This is a genomic window from Aliiroseovarius sediminilitoris (assembly GCF_900109955.1).
Taxonomy (GTDB): domain Bacteria; phylum Pseudomonadota; class Alphaproteobacteria; order Rhodobacterales; family Rhodobacteraceae; genus Aliiroseovarius; species Aliiroseovarius sediminilitoris.
Genome location: NZ_FOJB01000001.1, coordinates 560,109 through 578,351, shown reverse-complemented (window position 1 = coordinate 578,351; position 18,243 = coordinate 560,109). Strand labels below are relative to the sequence as shown.

General features: G+C 56.8%; 13 protein-coding genes and 1 tRNA gene. All 14 read right to left on the bottom strand.

Annotated elements, in window-relative coordinates:
* Nucleotides 1-140: 140 nt before the first annotated feature.
* The 14 genes from tuf to BMY55_RS02765 all read right to left on the bottom strand — a co-directional run bounded on the left by tuf (nucleotide 141) and on the right by BMY55_RS02765 (nucleotide 18,123).
* The gene (tuf, locus tag BMY55_RS02830; protein WP_091428100.1) at nucleotides 141-1,316 is read right to left on the bottom strand and encodes an elongation factor Tu; all 1,176 of its coding nucleotides are present in this window, start codon (nucleotides 1,314-1,316) and stop codon (nucleotides 141-143) included.
* A gap of 58 nt (nucleotides 1,317-1,374) precedes the next feature.
* A complete protein-coding gene (gene fusA, locus BMY55_RS02825; protein WP_091428124.1) occupies nucleotides 1,375-3,495 on the bottom strand; it encodes an elongation factor G in 2,121 nt (706 codons plus the stop codon).
* Between the two features lie 21 nt (nucleotides 3,496-3,516).
* The gene (gene rpsG / locus BMY55_RS02820) at nucleotides 3,517-3,987 is read right to left on the bottom strand and encodes a 30S ribosomal protein S7 (RefSeq protein ID WP_091428120.1); all 471 of its coding nucleotides are present in this window, start codon (nucleotides 3,985-3,987) and stop codon (nucleotides 3,517-3,519) included.
* Nucleotides 3,988-3,999: 12 nt separating this feature from the next.
* The gene (gene rpsL / locus BMY55_RS02815; RefSeq protein WP_091428117.1) at nucleotides 4,000-4,371 is read right to left on the bottom strand and encodes a 30S ribosomal protein S12; all 372 of its coding nucleotides are present in this window, start codon (nucleotides 4,369-4,371) and stop codon (nucleotides 4,000-4,002) included.
* A gap of 279 nt (nucleotides 4,372-4,650) precedes the next feature.
* Nucleotides 4,651-5,553, bottom strand: a complete 903-nt coding sequence (locus BMY55_RS02810) for a DMT family transporter (RefSeq protein WP_091428116.1) — start codon at nucleotides 5,551-5,553, stop codon at nucleotides 4,651-4,653.
* 148 nt (nucleotides 5,554-5,701) lie between these two features.
* The gene (rpoC, locus tag BMY55_RS02805; protein WP_091428114.1) at nucleotides 5,702-9,958 is read right to left on the bottom strand and encodes a DNA-directed RNA polymerase subunit beta'; all 4,257 of its coding nucleotides are present in this window, start codon (nucleotides 9,956-9,958) and stop codon (nucleotides 5,702-5,704) included.
* A gap of 50 nt (nucleotides 9,959-10,008) precedes the next feature.
* Nucleotides 10,009-14,145: a DNA-directed RNA polymerase subunit beta gene (gene rpoB / locus BMY55_RS02800; protein WP_091428113.1), complete on the bottom strand. Its 4,137-nt coding sequence runs from the start codon at nucleotides 14,143-14,145 to the stop codon at nucleotides 10,009-10,011.
* A gap of 247 nt (nucleotides 14,146-14,392) precedes the next feature.
* Entirely contained in the window at nucleotides 14,393-14,767 is a 375-nt protein-coding gene (rplL, locus tag BMY55_RS02795) for a 50S ribosomal protein L7/L12 (protein WP_091428111.1), read from the bottom strand.
* 69 nt (nucleotides 14,768-14,836) lie between these two features.
* Nucleotides 14,837-15,349: a 50S ribosomal protein L10 gene (gene rplJ, locus BMY55_RS02790; protein WP_091428110.1), complete on the bottom strand. Its 513-nt coding sequence runs from the start codon at nucleotides 15,347-15,349 to the stop codon at nucleotides 14,837-14,839.
* Between the two features lie 444 nt (nucleotides 15,350-15,793).
* Nucleotides 15,794-16,492, bottom strand: a complete 699-nt coding sequence (gene rplA, locus BMY55_RS02785; RefSeq protein ID WP_091428108.1) for a 50S ribosomal protein L1 — start codon at nucleotides 16,490-16,492, stop codon at nucleotides 15,794-15,796.
* A gap of 1 nt (nucleotide 16,493) precedes the next feature.
* Nucleotides 16,494-16,919: a 50S ribosomal protein L11 gene (rplK, locus tag BMY55_RS02780; protein ID WP_091428107.1), complete on the bottom strand. Its 426-nt coding sequence runs from the start codon at nucleotides 16,917-16,919 to the stop codon at nucleotides 16,494-16,496.
* A 119-nt stretch (nucleotides 16,920-17,038) separates the two neighbouring features.
* Nucleotides 17,039-17,572: a transcription termination/antitermination protein NusG gene (gene nusG / locus BMY55_RS02775; protein WP_091431954.1), complete on the bottom strand. Its 534-nt coding sequence runs from the start codon at nucleotides 17,570-17,572 to the stop codon at nucleotides 17,039-17,041.
* A 153-nt stretch (nucleotides 17,573-17,725) separates the two neighbouring features.
* The gene (secE, locus tag BMY55_RS02770) at nucleotides 17,726-17,917 is read right to left on the bottom strand and encodes a preprotein translocase subunit SecE (RefSeq protein WP_091428105.1); all 192 of its coding nucleotides are present in this window, start codon (nucleotides 17,915-17,917) and stop codon (nucleotides 17,726-17,728) included.
* A gap of 130 nt (nucleotides 17,918-18,047) precedes the next feature.
* Nucleotides 18,048-18,123: transfer RNA gene (locus BMY55_RS02765), tRNA-Trp, on the bottom strand.
* Nucleotides 18,124-18,243 lie beyond the last annotated feature (120 nt).

The following is an 18,243-nucleotide window of genomic DNA, read 5'->3' as shown; positions in this document are numbered from 1 at the left end:
GTCGCCAGTAAGAACGCGGGGCGTTCTTACTCGATGATCTTCGACACGTGTTTGATTGTGCGTCTCGGGATCATCTCTCGGCGTGACACAAAAAGGGCGTCCCGAAGGACGCCCTTTCCGGTCAAGCATCGGAGTTTCGATTACTCGATGATCTTCGACACAACGCCGGACCCAACGGTGCGGCCGCCTTCGCGGATGGCGAAGCGCAGCTTTTCTTCCATCGCGATCGGCGCAATCAGTTCAACGTTGAACTTCAGGTTGTCGCCCGGCATCACCATCTCGGTGCCCGACGGCAGCTCGACCGTGCCGGTCACGTCTGTGGTCCGGAAGTAGAACTGAGGACGGTAGTTCGCGAAGAACGGCGTGTGACGGCCACCCTCTTCCTTGGTCAGGATATAGACCTCGGCTTCGAACTTCGTGTGCGGGTTCACCGAGCCCGGCTTACACAGAACCTGGCCACGCTCGACCTTCTCACGGTCGATGCCGCGCAGCAGAACGCCGACATTGTCGCCAGCTTCACCGCGATCCAAGAGCTTGCGGAACATCTCAACGCCCGTGCAGGTCGTCTTCTGCGTGTCCTTCAGGCCGACGATCTCAATCTCGTCACCAACATTCACAACACCACGCTCAACACGACCGGTCACAACCGTGCCGCGGCCCGAGATCGAGAACACGTCTTCGATCGGCAGCAGGAACGCACCGTCAACCGGGCGGGCCGGCGTCGGGATGAATTCGTCAACAGCCGCCATCAGTTCGCGGATCTTGTCTTCGCCGATATTGGCGTCGCGGCCTTCCAGAGCAGCCAGCGCCGAGCCTGCGATGATCGGAATGTCGTCGCCGGGATAGCCGTATTCGGTCAAGAGTTCGCGGATCTCCATCTCGACCAGCTCAAGCAGCTCTTCGTCGTCAACCTGGTCAACCTTGTTCATGAACACGACCATGGTCGGGATACCAACCTGGCGGCCCAGAAGAATGTGCTCGCGCGTCTGCGGCATCGGGCCGTCGGCTGCGTTCACAACCAGGATCGCGCCGTCCATCTGCGCCGCACCGGTGATCATGTTCTTCACATAGTCAGCGTGGCCGGGGCAGTCGACATGGGCGTAGTGACGCGCGTCCGTCTCATACTCAACATGCGCCGTCGAGATCGTGATACCACGTGCTTTCTCTTCCGGTGCGCCGTCAATCTGATCATACGCCTTGAAGTCACCAAAATACTTGGTAATCGCAGCGGTCAGCGTCGTCTTGCCGTGGTCAACGTGGCCAATCGTGCCAATGTTGACGTGCGGTTTGGAGCGTTCAAACTTTTCCTTAGCCATGATGGCCTCCTATTAATCTATGCGCCGGGCAAGGACACCCCCTGCCCGGCTTGTTCGATTAGGCGAATTTCGCCTGAATTTCGTCCGAGATGTTCTGCGGAACCGGATCGTAATGCGAGAACTGCATCGTGAACTGCGCGCGGCCCGAAGACATGGAGCGCAGAGTGTTGATGTAGCCAAACATGTTCGCCAGCGGCACATTGGCATCAATCGCAATCGCGTTGCCGCGCGGCTCTTGACCCGACACCTGACCACGACGCGAGGTCAGGTCGCCGATGATACCACCGGTGTATTCCTCGGGCGTGATCACTTCCACTTTCATGATCGGTTCAAGCAGCTTGGCGCCGGCCAGACGCATACCTTCGCGCATACACATACGTGCAGCGATTTCGAAGGCCAGAACCGACGAGTCAACATCGTGGAATTTACCATCGACCAGGGCAACCTTGAAGTCGATCACGGGGAAGCCAGCCAAGGGACCGCTGTCCATGACAGAGTTGATGCCTTTTTCAACGCCTGGGATGTATTCCTTCGGTACGGCACCGCCAACGATGCGGCTTTCGAACGAATAACCTTCGCCAGCTTCGGTCGGAGAGATGATCATCTTCACCTCGGCATACTGACCCGAACCACCCGATTGTTTCTTGTGGGTGTAGGTATGCTCGACCTCTTTCGAAATCGTCTCGCGATACGCAACCTGCGGGGCACCGATATTGGCTTCCACTTTGAATTCACGCTTCAGACGGTCCACCAGGATGTCCAGGTGAAGTTCGCCCATGCCCTTCATGATTGTCTGACCCGATTCCAGATCAGTTTCCACACGGAAGGACGGGTCTTCAGCGGCCAAACGGGCCAGACCTTGGCTCATCTTCTCCTGGTCGGCCTTGGTTTTAGGCTCGACCGCAATCTCGATCACCGGATCCGGGAAGGTCATGGTTTCCAGAACCACCGGATCGTTGACAGCGCACAGCGTGTCACCTGTCGTGGTGTCTTTCAGACCTGCCAGCGCAATAATATCGCCCGCGAACGCTTCGGTGATTTCCTCGCGTTCGTTCGAGTGCATCATCATCATACGACCAACGCGCTCTTTCTTACCTTTGGTCGAATTCAAAAGCGTGTCGCCTTTGTTCAGGACACCCGAGTAGATGCGGGTAAAGGTCAGTGAGCCAACGAAAGGGTCGTTCATGATTTTGAACGCCAGACCCGAGAACGCCATCTCATCATCCGCACGACGCGGGATGTTGCGGGTTTCGGTTTCGTCACCGGGTTTGAAGCCCATGTAATCAACAACGTCCATCGGGCTGGGCAGATAGTCGATCACCGCGTTCAGAAGCGGTTGAACACCTTTGTTCTTGAAGGCAGAGCCACCCAGAACCGGAACAAATGACAGCGACAGGCAGCCCTTGCGCAGCAAAGCGCGCAGGGTTTTCACGTCCGGCTCAGCGCCGTCCATGAGGTAGTTTTCCATCGCATCGTCGTCCATTTCGACGGCCGCTTCGATCATCTTGCCGCGCCATTCGTCGGCCATGTCTTTCAGGCTGTCGCGGATCGGAGCTTTGACCCACGATGCGCCAAGATCTTCACCCTGCCACAGCCATTCTTCCATGGTCACAAGGTCGATCAGACCTTCCAGCTCGGTCTCGGCACCGATCGGAATACCGACAGGAACAGCCCGGGCGCCGGTGCGGTCTTCGATCATGCGAACACAGTTGAAGAAGTCAGCGCCGATCTTGTCCATCTTGTTGACGAAGACCATGCGCGGAACCTTGTAGCGGTCAGCCTGACGCCACACGGTTTCGGTCTGGGGTTCAACACCAGCGTTGGCGTCAAGAACACAGACGGCACCATCAAGCACGGCCAGCGAACGTTCAACTTCAATGGTGAAGTCAACGTGGCCTGGAGTGTCGATGATGTTCAGACGGTGCTTCGGCGTGTCAGCAGTTTCGCCATCTTCGGTGCGTTCCCAGAAAGTGGTTGTTGCAGCCGAGGTGATGGTGATGCCGCGTTCCTGTTCCTGCTCCATCCAGTCCATGGTGGCCGCACCATCGTGCACCTCACCGAGGTTGTGGGATTTGCCGGTGTAAAACAGGATGCGTTCCGAGCAGGTGGTTTTACCCGCGTCGATATGCGCCATGATGCCGAAGTTGCGGTAACGGTCGAGAGGATAGTCGCGTGCCATGGTTTTCTTCCTTCCTTGGCTTTACCAGCGATAATGGCTGAACGCTTTGTTGGCGTCGGCCATTTTGTGGGTGTCTTCGCGTTTCTTGACGGCAGTACCGCGCGAATTCACAGCATCCAGAAGCTCGCCGGCAAGGCGTTCTTCCATTGTGTTTTCGTTGCGGTTGCGGGCGGCGGTGATCAACCAGCGGATCGCCAAAGCTTCGCGGCGCTCGGGGCGCACTTCGACCGGAACCTGATAGGTTGCACCACCAACACGACGCGAGCGAACCTCGACCGACGGTTTGATGTTGTCCAGCGCCTCGTGGAACACTTCCACGGGTGCGCGCTTGATCTTGTCTTCTACGCGATCCAGCGCGTTATAGACGATTGTTTCTGCGACCGACTTCTTGCCGTCGATCATCAGGTTGTTCATGAATTTGCTCAGCACACGATCACCAAATTTGGCGTCGGGCAGGATTTCGCGCTTTTCAGCGGCGTGACGACGAGACATTCCCGGATCTCCTTACTTCGGACGCTTGGCGCCGTATTTCGAACGACGTTGCTTACGGTCTTTGACGCCCTGGGTATCCAGAACACCGCGAACGATGTGATAACGCACACCCGGAAGGTCTTTTACACGACCGCCGCGGATCAGAACCACCGAGTGTTCTTGCAGGTTGTGGCTTTCACCACCGATATAGCTGATAACCTCGAAACCATTGGTCAGGCGCACTTTGGCAACCTTACGCATGGCCGAGTTCGGCTTTTTCGGTGTGGTTGTGTAAACGCGCGTGCAAACGCCACGTTTTTGCGGGCAGGACTCCAGGTGCATCGACTTGGAGCGTTTTACTTTAGGCTGGCGCGGTTTGCGGATCAGCTGTTGAATCGTTGGCATAGGGCTCTTTTCCCGTTTCTCAACACATGTGTTTGCACGAGTGTCCCCGCGCGGTTTACATTTCCTCGCCCAGCACGTCTGCAAAGCGAAAATCCGCGACCGCTTCCATTCCGAGGCAAGCGACGCGGTTGGTTCACAGAGGATCAGTGCCTAAAAGTAGCGCCGACCTTGATCCCTCAATTCTGATGGTGCCGGGAAAAACCCAGCTGGATGGGGGGCGTATATGAGGAGTCGTGCCCCCTGTCAACCGCTGGCCACGAGTTTGCAAGGGCGGTTCAATCAGGGATGTCGCAGAAACCCCTTCGCCCTTGCCTGTCGGGACTGTTGCCGTTCGCGAAACAGGGTAAACAGGCCGGTTGCAACCACGATCCCGGCGCCGATAAGGGTAAGCACCTCCGGCCATTCGCCGAAAAAGATAAGACCAATGATCAAAGCCCAGATCAGCCCTGTATATCGGAAGGGCGCGATGAAGCCGATATCGCCCACCCGCATCACCATCACGGAAAACAGATAACCCATGAAAATAAACGAGGCCGCGAGAACCAGAAATCCTCCGCTTCTGACCGTGATCGGCGACCACTCGACCGTGGCCGAAACCATGCCGAATGCCACCGTGATTGCGACTGATGCCACCAAGGCCACGGTCATCGACGGCGTTGTCGGGGACATTTTCCGGACAACAAGGTCACGGAGTGTGATGAACCCGACTGCGAGCAATGCGTATACAGACCACGCCGTGAACCCGTCCCCCCCGGGTTTGACAATCAAGACGACGCCGACAAAGCCAACCAGGATGGCAAACAGGCGTCGCCATCCCAAAGGTTCCCCCAGAAACGCCCAGGCAGCCAGCGCGACGGTCAGGGGTAACGCCTGCAAAACCGCAGTGACGTTAGCAATCGGCATGTTGAACAACGCACTGAGAAAACAATAGGTGGCCCCCATTTCGGCCAACGACCGCAGAAGCATCAGCTTCCATTCTCGGCGGCTGAGCCGAAAGGTCAGCGACCGAAGGGCCAACCCCAAACCAAGCAACATCAAACTGGTCACGATGCCGCGCAGGAAAACCGCTTGTGACAGCGGCATATCACCGGACAAAGCTTTCATGGAGGCATCATTGAATGTGTACCCGGCCATCGCACCGGCCATCAATGCCGCACCCTTCATGTTGTCTGACACTGGCATCCGGCTTCCATTTATGGTTCTGTAAGGTGAAATCGTGCCCGATCAAACGGGGCAACCGTATGGCCAGCACCCTATTCAAAGATGGAAGGGGCTTGCAAACGAAAAGCCCCGCCAGATGGCGGGGCCTTCCAGTTCAAGTCGAGGTCGATCAGGGTTGTTCTGAACCACCGAATTCCGGTGTTTCGACCAGCCCGTTATCATCTTCGGACACGTCGCCGAAAACATCTTCGGAAGGTGCAGCCAGCGCAGCGGCTTTTTCGGCTTCAGCGCGGGCTTCTTCGATCACCTTCATGTCGCGAGCTTGCGCGATGGACCGCACGCGTTGGGTGGCACCGCCGGTGCCTGCCGGAATCAAACGACCCACGATGACGTTTTCCTTGAGACCAACCAGCTTGTCGCGTTTGCCCTGAACCGAAGCCTCGGTCAGAACGCGGGTGGTTTCCTGGAACGAGGCTGCCGAGATGAACGAACGCGTCTGCAAGCTCGCCTTGGTGATCCCCAACAGGATCGGCTCGCCCGATGCCAGACGGCGACCTTCGGCCGCAGCCTTTTCGTTTGCAGCGTCGAATTCGGCCTTGTCGACATGTTCGCCTTTCAGAAGCGTGGTTTCACCCGAGTCCAAGATCTCCCACTTCTGTAGCATCTGGCGAACGATCACCTCGATATGCTTGTCGTTGATCTTCACACCTTGCAGGCGATAGACGTCCTGAACCTCGTCGATCATGTAATCAGCCAGTGCTTCGACACCCATGATGGACAGGATGTCATGCGGCGCGGGGTTGCCGTCCATGAGGTATTCACCCTTCTGGATGAAGTCACCTTCCGCAACCGGAATGTGCTTGCCTTTGGGCACCATGTATTCGACAGGCTCCATGCTTTCATCCGCCGGCTCGATCGAGATGCGACGCTTGTTCTTGTAGTCGCGGCCAAAGCGCACGTAACCATCAATCTCGGCGATGATTGCGTGATCTTTCGGACGACGGGCTTCGAACAATTCTGCAACACGCGGCAGACCACCGGTGATGTCCTTGGTCTTGGCACCTTCGCGCGGAATACGCGCGATCACGTCACCGGCTTTCACTGCCGAGCCGTCTTCAATTGATAGAATGGCATCAACCGACAACGTATAAGTGACAGGATTGCCCGCGTCATTGCGCACGGGCTCACCATCTTCACCCACCAAGATCACTTCCGGCTTCAGTTCGTTGCCTTTCGGCGCAGAACGCCAGTCCGACACGATCTTTTGTGTCATACCGGTTGCATCATCGGTTTCGTCACGCACCGAAATACCGCTGATCAGATCGACGAATTTCACCGTCCCGTCTTTTTCAGCGATCATCGGAAGCGTATACGGATCCCATTCAAACAGCTTGTCGCCACGGGCTACTTTCGCGCCGTCCTTGACGTGCAGCTTCGAGCCATAGCTCAGTTTGAACGTGGCACGCTCCACACCATTGCCGTCGATGATGGCCAGAACCATGTTCCGACCCATGACAACAATCTCGCCGTCACGGTCTTCCAGAATGCTCGCATTGCGATATTCGACCTTACCGTCCTGGCTGGCTTCCTGGAACGACTGTTGACCACCTTGGGCAACACCGCCAATGTGGAACGTCCGCATTGTCAGCTGCGTGCCCGGCTCACCGATCGACTGTGCCGCGATGATACCGACCGCTTCACCCGTGTTCACACGCGTTCCGCGTGCAAGGTCACGACCGTAGCAGTTGGCGCAAACGCCTTCTTCGGCTTCGCACGTCAGCGGGCTGCGCATCCGCACAGTCGCCACGCCCGAGGCTTCAATCTCGTCGGCTTTGCGTTCATCTACCAGTTCATTCTTGGCAACGATCACTTCGTCAGTGCCCGGAACCAGAACGTCCTCGGCGACGACACGGCCCAGAATGCGTTCACCCAAAGTCGCAACAACTTCGCCATCGTTGACAGCAGCTTCTGCTGTGATCGAGTTTTCGGTCCCACAATCGACCATGCGCACGATACAGTCCTGCGCCACGTCAACCAGTCGACGGGTCAGATAACCCGAGTTCGCGGTTTTCAAAGCCGTATCTGACAGACCCTTACGGGCACCGTGGGTCGAGTTGAAATACTCAAGCACGGTCAGACCTTCTTTGAAGTTCGAGATGATCGGCGTTTCGATGATCTCGCCCGAAGGTTTTGCCATCAGGCCACGCATACCGCCGAGCTGTTTCATCTGGGTGACAGAACCGCGCGCACCAGAGTGTGCCATCATGTAAACCGAGTTCGGTTCCGCTTCGGCACCGTTTTCATCACGCTTGGCGGACGAGATCGTGTCCATCATCGCGTCGGTGACTTTGTCGTTACATTTCGACCAGGCATCAACAACTTTGTTATACTTCTCGCCCAATGTGATCAGGCCGTCCATATACTGCTGTTCGAACCCTTTCACCTGTTCGCGGGTTTCGTCCACGATCGGCCATTTGCTGTCCGGGATGACCATGTCGTCCTTGCCGAACGAAATGCCAGCCTTGAAGGCTTCCTTGAAGCCCATGGACATGATCTGGTCACAGAAGATCACAGACTCTTTCTGACCGCAGTAGCGATAAACGGTGTCGATGACCTGCTGCACCTCTTTCTTCCGCAGAAGACGGTTCACCAGCTTGAACGGTGCTTTCGCATTCAGGGGCAGAAGCGCACCAAGGCGGATACGACCAGGCGTGGTTTCGAAGCGAACAGTCACTTCGTTGCCTTCCTCGTCGATCTGTTTCATGCGGGCCTGAACCTTGGCGTGCATATGCACTTCACCAGCGTCCAAAGCGTGCTGAACTTCGTCCACATCGGAGAAGATCATGCCTTCGCCCTTCATACCTTCACGTTCCATCGTGATGTAATAAAGACCAAGGATCATGTCCTGCGACGGAACGATGATCGGCGCGCCGTTGGCGGGCGACAGAACGTTGTTCGTCGACATCATCAACACACGGGCCTCAAGCTGAGCTTCCAGCGACAGCGGCACGTGAACGGCCATCTGGTCGCCATCAAAGTCAGCGTTGAATGCCGAACACACCAGCGGATGAAGCTGGATCGCCTTACCTTCGATCAGGATCGGTTCGAACGCCTGAATACCAAGACGGTGCAGCGTGGGCGCGCGGTTCAGCATGACGGGGTGTTCGCGGATCACTTCATCCAGAATATCCCAGACTTCGGGACGCTCTTTTTCGACCAGCTTCTTGGCTTGCTTGACGGTGGAAGACAGCCCTTTGGCTTCAAGACGCGAATAGATGAACGGCTTGAACAGCTCGAGCGCCATCTTCTTGGGCAGACCGCATTGGTGCAGTTTGAGTTCCGGGCCGGTCACGATGACCGAACGACCCGAGAAGTCGACACGTTTCCCCAAAAGGTTCTGGCGGAAGCGACCTTGCTTACCTTTCAGCATGTCGGACAGCGATTTCAACGGACGCTTGTTGGCACCGGTGATCACGCGACCACGACGGCCGTTGTCAAACAGCGCATCAACAGATTCCTGCAACATCCGCTTTTCGTTGCGAACGATGATGTCGGGTGCGCGCAGTTCGATCAGACGCTTCAGGCGGTTGTTCCGGTTGATCACGCGACGATACAAATCGTTCAGATCCGACGTCGCGAAACGACCGCCATCCAGCGGCACCAGCGGGCGCAGCTCGGGCGGAATGACCGGGATGACGGTCAGGATCATCCATTCCGGGCGGTTGCCCGATTCAATGAAGGATTCAACGATCTTCAAACGCTTGATGATCTTCTTGGGTTTCAGTTCACCCGTGGCTTCGGCCAGATCGGCGCGCAGCTGTTCGGCTTCCGCCTCAAGATCTATCGCGGCCAGCATTTCGCGGATGGCTTCAGCACCAATATTGGCTGTGAAGGCGTCCATGCCATAGGTGTCTTGTGCGTCCATGAACTCTTCTTCGGTCATCAACTGACCGTATTGAAGATCCGTCAGACCGGGTTCGATCACCACATAGTTCTCGAAATACAGGATGCGCTCCAGATCGCGCAGCGTCATGTCCAGCATCAGGCCGATGCGCGACGGCAACGACTTGAGGAACCAGATATGCGCGACGGGCGCGGCCAGTTCGATATGGCCCATACGCTCGCGGCGGACCTTTTGCAGGGTGACTTCCACCCCGCATTTCTCGCAGACGACGCCGCGATACTTCATGCGCTTGTACTTGCCGCACAGACATTCGTAATCCTTGACCGGGCCAAAGATACGGGCGCAGAACAGGCCGTCACGTTCAGGCTTGAACGTGCGATAGTTGATGGTCTCGGGCTTCTTGATCTCGCCATACGACCACGAAAGGATCCGTTCCGGGCTGGCCAGCGACACCTTGATTTCGTCAAAGGTCTTGGGGGCTGCCAGCGGGTTGAACGGGTTTGTTGTCAGTTCCTGGTTCATTTTGCGTTCCTTACATTAAGGGAGGGAGGGGAGGGATAAGGCAGGACGCCCTATTCCTCGCCCTCTGCATCCAGGAGTTCCATGTTGAGGCCGAGGCCGCGGACTTCTTTGACAAGCACATTGAACGATTCCGGTACGCCGGCTTCGAAGTTGTCCTCGCCCTTCACGATGCTTTCATAGACTTTCGTCCGTCCGGCAACGTCATCCGATTTCACAGTCAGCATCTCTTGCAGCGTGTAGGCCGCGCCATATGCTTCCAATGCCCAGACCTCCATTTCACCAAAACGCTGACCACCGAACTGCGCCTTACCACCCAGCGGCTGCTGAGTAACAAGCGAGTACGGGCCGGTCGAACGCGCGTGGATCTTGTCGTCCACAAGGTGGTGCAGTTTCAGCAGATACTTCACGCCGACTGTCACAGGGCGCGAGAACTGTTCGCCGGTGCGTCCATCGAACAGGACCGACTGGCCCGAGGTGTCGAAACCGGCACGCGTCAGCGCATCGTTCACGTCAGCCTCTTTCGCGCCGTCAAAGACCGGCGTGGCAATCGGCACACCGCGCGTCACATTTGAAGCCGCATCGACCAATGTATCTTCGTCCATACCGGAGATGCCTTCTTCATAGACATCGTCGCCATAGGCTATGCGCATCGCTTCGCGCACCGGGGTCAGATCGCCAGAGCGGCGATATTCACCCAGAGCCTCGTCAATATTCAGACCCAGACCGCGCGCGGCCCAACCCATATGGGTTTCAAGAATCTGACCGACGTTCATACGCGACGGCACACCCAGCGGGTTCAGACAGAAGTCAACCGGCGTCCCGTCAGCAAGGAACGGCATGTCTTCCATAGGAACAACCTTGGAAATAACACCCTTGTTCCCGTGACGGCCAGCCATCTTGTCGCCCGGCTGAAGCTTGCGCTTCACAGCAACGAAGACTTTGACCATTTTCATGACACCCGGCGGCAGGTCGTCGCCACGACGGACTTTTTCGACCTTGTCCTCAAAGCGAGCATCCAACGCACGTTTCTGTGCTTCGAACTGCTCGTTCAGGGCTTCGACGATCTTGGCATCGTCTTCGTCTTCCAGCGCAAGTTGCCACCATTGGCCGCGGCTCAGGCTTTCCAGAAGCTCGTCGGTGATTTTCGACCCCGATTTGACGCCTTTCGGTCCCTTCACGGCAACTTTGCCTTCGATCATGCTGCGCAGGCGCGCATAGATGTTGCGCTCCAGAATGTGCAGTTCGTCGTCACGGTCACGGGCAAGGCTTTCGACCTCTTCCCGCTCGATCTGCAACGCACGTTCGTCTTTCTCGACACCATGGCGATTGAAGACGCGCACTTCGACAACGGTGCCGAAATCGCCCGGCTTCACACGAAGCGAAGTGTCGCGAACGTCCGATGCTTTCTCACCGAAGATGGCACGCAGAAGTTTTTCTTCCGGCGTCATCGGGCTTTCGCCCTTCGGTGTGATCTTACCGACCAGAATGTCGCCCGGTTCCACATCTGCACCGATGTAAACGATGCCAGCCTCGTCAAGGTTGCGCAGCGCCTCTTCACCGACGTTCGGAATGTCACGGGTGATTTCTTCCGGCCCAAGCTTGGTGTCACGGGCGGCGACTTCGAATTCCTCGATATGGACCGAGGTAAACACGTCATCACGCGCGATACGCTCGGAAATCAGGATCGAGTCTTCGTAGTTGTAGCCATTCCAGGGCATAAACGCGACAACCACGTTCTTGCCCAGAGCCAATTCGCCCATATCCGTAGACGGACCATCCGCAATGACTTCATCTTTCGACACCTGCTGACCCACTTTCACCAGCGGACGCTGGTTGATGCAGGTGTTCTGGTTCGAACGCTGGAACTTGCGCAGACGGTAGATATCGACGCCCGCATCCCCCAGACCAAGGTCTTCGGTGGCACGCACGACGATACGTGTCGCGTCAACCTGGTCAATCACACCGCCACGTTTGGCTTGGATGGCCGCGCCTGAATCGATGGCAACCTTGCCCTCGATGCCGGTGCCGACATACGGTGCCTCGGCCCGCAGAAGCGGAACCGCCTGACGTTGCATGTTCGACCCCATCAGGGCGCGGTTGGCGTCGTCATTTTCCAGGAACGGAATAAGCGAAGCGGCGACCGAGACCAGCTGTTTTGGCGACACGTCGATCAGGTCAACGCTTTCTCGCTGCGCCATGGTGTATTCACCCGACTGACGGGTGTTCACCAGATCGTTTTCAAAACGGCCGTTTTCGTCCAGATGCGCGTTGGCCTGCGCCACGGTGTGACGCATTTCTTCGGTGGCGGACATGTAGTTCACTTCGTCCGTGACCTTGCCGTCCACAACCTTGCGATAAGGCGTTTCGATGAAGCCGTATTTGTTCACGCGGGCGAAAGTGGCAAGCGAGTTGATCAGACCAATGTTTGGCCCTTCCGGCGTTTCAATCGGACACATACGACCATAGTGGGTCGGGTGCACGTCGCGCACTTCGAACCCAGCGCGTTCGCGGGTCAGACCACCCGGCCCAAGCGCCGACAGACGGCGTTTGTGAGTGACTTCCGAAAGTGGGTTGGTTTGGTCCATAAACTGCGACAGCTGCGACGAGCCGAAGAATTCACGAACGGCAGCCGCCGCCGGTTTCGCGTTTATCAGGTCTTGCGGCATGACGGTGTCAATCTCGACCGACGACATGCGTTCCTTGATCGCACGTTCCATGCGCAGCAGGCCAACGCGATACTGATTTTCCATCAGTTCACCGACCGAGCGCACACGACGGTTGCCCAAATGGTCGATATCGTCGATGTCGCCCTTGCCGTCACGCAGTTCAACCAGCGCCTTGACGCAGGCAACGATATCTTCGCGACGCAGCGTACGCTGGGTGTCTTCTGCATCCAGATCCAAACGCATGTTCATCTTCACGCGACCGACGGCCGACAGGTCATAACGCTCGCTGTCGAAGAACAGCGTGTCGAAAAGGGCCGACGCGGCGTCAACGGTGGGTGGTTCACCCGGGCGCATCACGCGGTAGATGTCCATAAGCGCGGTGTCGCGACCCATGTTCTTGTCGGCGGCCATGGTGTTGCGGATGTAGGGACCAACATTGATGTTGTCGATGTCCAGAACCGGGATGTCGGTGATGCCGGCATCCAGAAGCTCTTTCAGCGACCCGCCAATCAACTCGCCGTCTTTGTCGTGTTCCAGCGTCAACTCGTCACCGGCTTCGACATAGATCGCGCCGGTTTCTTCGTTAATGATGTCCTTGGCGACATAGCGGCCAACGATCGAGTCAAACGGTACCAGCAGGTCGATGGTTTTGCCATCTTCCATCAGTTTCTTGACGGCTCGCGGGGTGATCTTCTTGCCAGCCTCGGCAATCACTTCGCCGGTCTTGGCATTGACCAGATCCTGCGTCGGACGGGTGCCGGCAACACGCTCGGGGAAGAACTTGGTAACCCAACCCTTGTTCTTCTTCAGCTTGTACTGAACAGTGTCGTAATAGGCATCCATGATCGCTTCCTGATCCAGACCCAGCGCATAAAGCAGGGTCGTCACAGGCAGTTTGCGGCGACGGTCGATGCGCGCAAAAACGATGTCCTTGGCGTCAAATTCGAAATCCAGCCACGAACCGCGATAGGGAATGATGCGGCACGCAAACAGCAGTTTGCCCGACGAATGCGTCTTGCCCTTGTCGTGATCGAAGAACACACCGGGGGACCGGTGCATCTGGGACACGATCACACGCTCGGTGCCGTTCACGACAAACGTTCCGTTCGGCGTCATCAAGGGCATATCCCCCATGAACACGTCCTGTTCCTTGATGTCCTTGACCGACTTCGCGCCGGTATCTTCATCAATATCAAACACGATCAGACGAAGCGTCACTTTCAACGGGGCCGAATATGTCAGGTCGCGCTGCTGGCATTCCTCGACATCGAATTTTGGCTGCTCCAGCTCGTATTTCACGAACTCAAGAATAGCGGTTTCATTGAAATCCTTGATCGGGAAAACCGACTGGAAAACTGCGTTGATGCCCTCGCCGTCCATCGGCTGCGGCTGATCGCCGGAATTCAGGAAAAGATCATAAGAGCTTTTCTGAACCTCGATCAGGTTCGGCATCTCAAGCACTTCACGGATTTTGCCGTAGTACTTACGCAAGCGTTTCTGGCCAAGATAGGTCTGCGCCATAAGGTAATTACCTTTCATTTCTCAACTGATGCGCCAACCGTTGGGTCACCGGCAACGCCTCGTCCGAGATTGGGGGTTCGGACCAATTCCCGGAAACCGTCCCAAGGGCTTCCTCCCGATCCATTGAACCTTTCCCAGAAGAGCGCCCGATCCTTCGGGCCCTCTTCAAGACAGGTTCGGCTGGACCCGGATTTCTCCGGGCCCAGCCATAATTTGCGGGTCTTCAAGCGACCCGAAAGCGCAAGGCTTAGGCCAGCTCGACTTCGGCGCCAGCTGCTTCCAGCTTGCCTTTGATGTCTTCTGCTTCGGCTTTGTCCACGCCTTCTTTGATCTTGCCGCCAGCTTCGACCAGCTCTTTGGCTTCCTTCAAGCCAAGACCGGTGATGCCGCGAACTTCTTTGATCACGTTGATTTTCGAGGCACCAGCGTTCTTCAGAACGACGTCGAACTCGGTTTTTTCTTCTTCAGCTGCGCCAGCGTCGCCAGCAGGGCCAGCCATCATCACTGCGCCGCCAGCTGCGGGCTCGATGCCATACTCGTCCTTGAGGATGGTTTTCAGTTCTTGTGCTTCGAGAAGGGTCAGACCCACGATCTCTTCAGCAAGTTTCTTCAGATCAGCCATTTGACTTCTTTCCGTTATTAGATGTGTTCCAACGTGAGGCGATATTCCGCTACACGGGGCTCAGATTGCTTAAGCAGCCTTGTCCTCGATTGTGGACAAGATGGATGCGATGTTCGAAGCAGGCGCGCCAATGGCACCGGCGATGTTCGAAGCAGGCGCGCCAATGCAGCCAACGATCGAAGCAATAAGCTCGTCACGCGACGGCATAGCGGCAACAGCTTTGACACCGGCCGTATCCAGCGCCGTCTCGCCCATGGCACCACCAAGAATAACGAGTTTGTCGTTGGTCTTGGCGTAGCCTTCCATGACCTTGGCCGCAGCCACGGGGTCTTCGGAATAGGCAAGAACGGTCATGCCCGAAAGAAGGTCGGCGATTGAAGCGGCCGGCTTGTCTTCCAAGGCGATTTTGGCGAGCTTGTTCTTGGCAACACGCACCGACCCGCCAGCTTCGCGCATTTGCGAACGCAGGTCCTGCATCTCGGCAACCGTGAGACCCGCGTAGTGGGCAACCACTACGACGCCAGAGCTTTCGAAGATCTGGCCGAGTTCCTCGACCACTTTCTCTTTCTGGGCTCTATCCACAGTTTTACTCCAAGTATGGAGGGTCAGACCCTCCGGCTCTTATTTCACCAGATTTTCAGAGAAAACCCGGCAATCGGGTCCGTGATACGGGTCCTTCGCAAAATCGCCCCAGGGCCAAAGGGCCACGAGAATTCTTTTGTTCATTTCCCATCTCAGGCAGGAATTATGACCCTTGCGCGCGGTCGCTTTTCAGCACGGCCCACCAGTGTCACCCACCGTCTCGGACGAAATGCAAAACAGCGCACGACGAATCGCACGCTGGACTGCATGGGTTACTTAGGACGTTTGCCGGGGTATTCCAACCCCTAATCGGGCGCGCGTTGTGAGGCGTCGCCCAAAACTCTTTGAACACTAGCACGAAATCATCCGTTGCGCAAAAGGGGATGGCAAATACGAAAAGGGCGCCACATCGGGCGCCCTTCAAGGTATTGCGTCAACTGACGATCAGTTGCCCGTCGCGCTGTCCACCGAGATGGTAACGCCCGGACCCATGGTCGAGCTTAGCGCGATCTTTTTCATATAAGTGCCTTTGGCACCGGTCGGCTTGGCTTTTTGAACGGCGTCAATGAAGGCACGCACGTTTTCGACCAGCTTGGCTTCATCAAACGACGCCTTGCCCAGACCCGCATGAACCACGCCGCCTTTTTCAGCTTTGAACTGAACCTGGCCACCTTTTGCTGCTTCCACGGCTTCTTTCACATCCATGGTCACAGTGCCAACCTTCGGGTTCGGCATCAGGTTGCGAGGGCCAAGGACTTTGCCCAGACGACCCACGATCGGCATCATGTCCGGCGTTGCGATGCAGCGATCGAACTCGATGGTGCCGCCCTGAATGGTTTCCATCAGGTCTTCTGCGCCGACGATGTCGGCACCGGCTGCCTGAGCTTCTTCCGCTTTGGGACCACGTGCGAACACGGCGACCCGCATGGTTTTACCGGTGCCGTTCGGCAGGCCGATCACACCGCGAACCATCTGGTCTGCGTGACGTGTGTCGACACCCAGCGACATGGCGATCTCGATTGTCTCGTCGAACTTTGCTTTGGCGTTGCTCTTGACCAGAGCGACAGCTTCTTCGACAGAAACGTTTTCTTTGCCGGCGAATGCTTCGCGTGCGGCTTTGGTGCGTTTACCCAATTTCGCCATCTTACTTCACCTCGATGCCCATAGACCGGGCAGAGCCCAGAACGATCAACATCGCAGCTTCGATATCAGTCGCGTTCAGATCTTTCATTTTTGCTTCGGCGATCTCTTTCACCTGAGCGGCGGTCACGGTGCCCACGGTTTCGTGACCAGGCTTGTTCGCACCCGACTTCAGGCCAGCCGCCTTGCGCAGGTAGTAAGACGCAGGCGGCGTCTTGATATCCATGGTGAAGGACTTGTCCTGGTAATAGGTGATCACGGTCGGGCACGGCGCACCGGGCTCCATTTCCTGCGTCTTGGCGTTGAATGCCTTGCAGAATTCCATGATGTTGATGCCGCGTTGACCCAATGCGGGGCCGACGGGCGGGCTGGGGTTGGCTTGACCTGCAGGAACCTGCAGCTTCATCGTGCCAGCGAGTTTTTTAGCCATCTGGCTTCTCCTTTTACAACAGCTCCGGGACGCGTCCCTTTGCCTTCCATTGTCGTGGTCTGGATTGGGGATCGCGATCCCGGCCCCTCCCACGCCCGCCCGATGGGGCGGCTAACGCGTCAGGTCTGTTTCGTGACCTGCGTGTATTCCAGTTCGACCGGGGTGGCCCGGCCAAAGATCGACACCGTGACCTTCAGGCGCTGGTTATCGTCATCAACGTCTTCGACCATTCCGTCAAAGCCTTCAAACGGACCATCCGTCACCGCCACCTTCTCGCCCACTTCGAAGTGGATCAGGGTGCGCGGCGCGTCAACGCCTTCTTCAACACGGTTCAGGATCGCATTGACTTCGGCATCACGCATCGGCATCGGGCGGCCCTGCGGACCAAGGAACCCGGTCACGCGATTGATTGACGTGATCAGGTGATAGCCTTCGTCCGACATCTCCATATGAACAAGCACGTAGCCCGGCATAAACCGACGTTCGGTGGTCACTTTCTTGCCACGGCGAACTTCAATCACCTCTTCGGTGGGGACCAGAACCTCGTCGATCTCATCGCCCAGACCTTTTTCTTCGACCGAGGTCTTGATCTGCTCGGCAATCTTCTTTTCGAAGTTCGAGAGCACGCTCACCGAATACCACCGTTTCGCCATATCAGCCTCTGCCTTCTTGCGCCCATTGGGCCATTCAAATTCCGTTTTCGGGAACAAAAAAGCGGCGTGCAACTCGAATCGCCACACGCCCGTCCCGAAGTGTCGCCCGGACTACCCCTGAAACGTGCTCATTTCAAGGGGTCAGGCGAAAACTCAGCCAAACAGACCAAGCACAACAGCCAGACCGCTGCGAATACCCAGATCAATAAGCGAGAAGAACAGCGCCGTCAGCGCAGCCAGCACAAACACCATCCCTGTGGTCAGAAGCACTTCGCGGCGGGTCGGCCATGTCACCTTGGACACTTCGGCACGCACCTGCTGAATGAATTGCAGCGGATTGGTCATCTTGTTTCTCAACCTTTTATGAGTCAGGCGGTCAATTACGCAATGCGCGCGGGGTTTTCAAGCCTCGTCAGCCCTGCGCCCCGACAATAAAGCCGAAATGACGTGGTCAAGGTCAACGAAGCGGTGGAAATGGCAGGGGCACCAGGGTTCGAACCCGGGACCTACGGTTTTGGAGACCGTCGCTCTACCAACTGAGCTATACCCCTAGGACCGAGGGTCGGATTACGGCAAGGCGCAGATGTTTTCAAGCGATTTCAGCGACAATCTGCGAAGAAAGCAACCCGACCTTAAATCTTCGACTGTTTACCTGCCAGATGATGCGGTAA

What these genes read in the sequence shown, in the direction of transcription:
- fusA (WP_091428124.1), bottom strand. Translation starts at nt 3,495, where the DNA reads ATGGCACGCGACTATCCTCTCGACCGTTACCGCAACTTCGGCATCATG.
- rpoC (WP_091428114.1), bottom strand. Translation starts at nt 9,958, where the DNA reads ATGAACCAGGAACTGACAACAAACCCGTTCAACCCGCTGGCAGCCCCC.
- nusG (WP_091431954.1), bottom strand. Translation starts at nt 17,572, where the DNA reads ATGGCGAAACGGTGGTATTCGGTGAGCGTGCTCTCGAACTTCGAAAAG.
- rpoB (WP_091428113.1), bottom strand. Translation starts at nt 14,145, where the DNA reads ATGGCGCAGACCTATCTTGGCCAGAAACGCTTGCGTAAGTACTACGGC.
- rpsG (WP_091428120.1), bottom strand. Translation starts at nt 3,987, where the DNA reads ATGTCTCGTCGTCACGCCGCTGAAAAGCGCGAAATCCTGCCCGACGCC.
- rplL (WP_091428111.1), bottom strand. Translation starts at nt 14,767, where the DNA reads ATGGCTGATCTGAAGAAACTTGCTGAAGAGATCGTGGGTCTGACCCTT.
- rplA (WP_091428108.1), bottom strand. Translation starts at nt 16,492, where the DNA reads ATGGCGAAATTGGGTAAACGCACCAAAGCCGCACGCGAAGCATTCGCC.
- rpsL (WP_091428117.1), bottom strand. Translation starts at nt 4,371, where the DNA reads ATGCCAACGATTCAACAGCTGATCCGCAAACCGCGCCAGCCTAAAGTA.
- BMY55_RS02810 (WP_091428116.1), bottom strand. Translation starts at nt 5,553, where the DNA reads ATGCCAGTGTCAGACAACATGAAGGGTGCGGCATTGATGGCCGGTGCG.
- secE (WP_091428105.1), bottom strand. Translation starts at nt 17,917, where the DNA reads ATGACCAATCCGCTGCAATTCATTCAGCAGGTGCGTGCCGAAGTGTCC.
- tuf (WP_091428100.1), bottom strand. Translation starts at nt 1,316, where the DNA reads ATGGCTAAGGAAAAGTTTGAACGCTCCAAACCGCACGTCAACATTGGC.
- rplK (WP_091428107.1), bottom strand. Translation starts at nt 16,919, where the DNA reads ATGGCTAAAAAACTCGCTGGCACGATGAAGCTGCAGGTTCCTGCAGGT.